The organism is Arthrobacter humicola (assembly GCF_022803015.1).
Classification (GTDB): domain Bacteria; phylum Actinomycetota; class Actinomycetes; order Actinomycetales; family Micrococcaceae; genus Arthrobacter; species Arthrobacter humicola_A.
Window position 1 is genome coordinate 1 of record NZ_JAFKON010000064.1, and the last position, 292, is coordinate 292.

Annotated in this window: 1 protein-coding gene; it reads left to right on the forward strand. The window is 50.3% G+C overall.

The features are described 5' to 3' along the window. Positions 1-81 precede the first annotated feature (81 nt). Positions 82-219, forward strand: a complete 138-nt coding sequence (locus tag ARTB_RS21455; RefSeq protein WP_279294516.1) for a hypothetical protein — start codon at positions 82-84, stop codon at positions 217-219. The last annotated feature ends 73 nt before the right edge of the window (positions 220-292 follow it).

Sequence of the window (292 nt, forward strand, 5' to 3'; positions counted from 1 at the left end):
GAAGAGGTGAGAAAGAAGACGAGAGAGTAGACCGAGGAGAGGGGGATCATTTTTTTTTTTAATGGTCTCGTGGGCTCGGAGATGTGTATAAGAGACAGCGGTACCTTCCAGAAGTTCGGCATCTCCCGTGTTCGCTTCCGCGACATGGCTCACCGCGGTGAGCTCCCGGGCATCACGAAGTCTTCCTGGTATTCAGTACTCCTGAAGCCAGTGGCTTGAAGCTGTCTCTTATACACATCTAAAAGAAATAATCCGCGAATTTACTGTCGGACGTCAGCGTACGTAGTGTGTG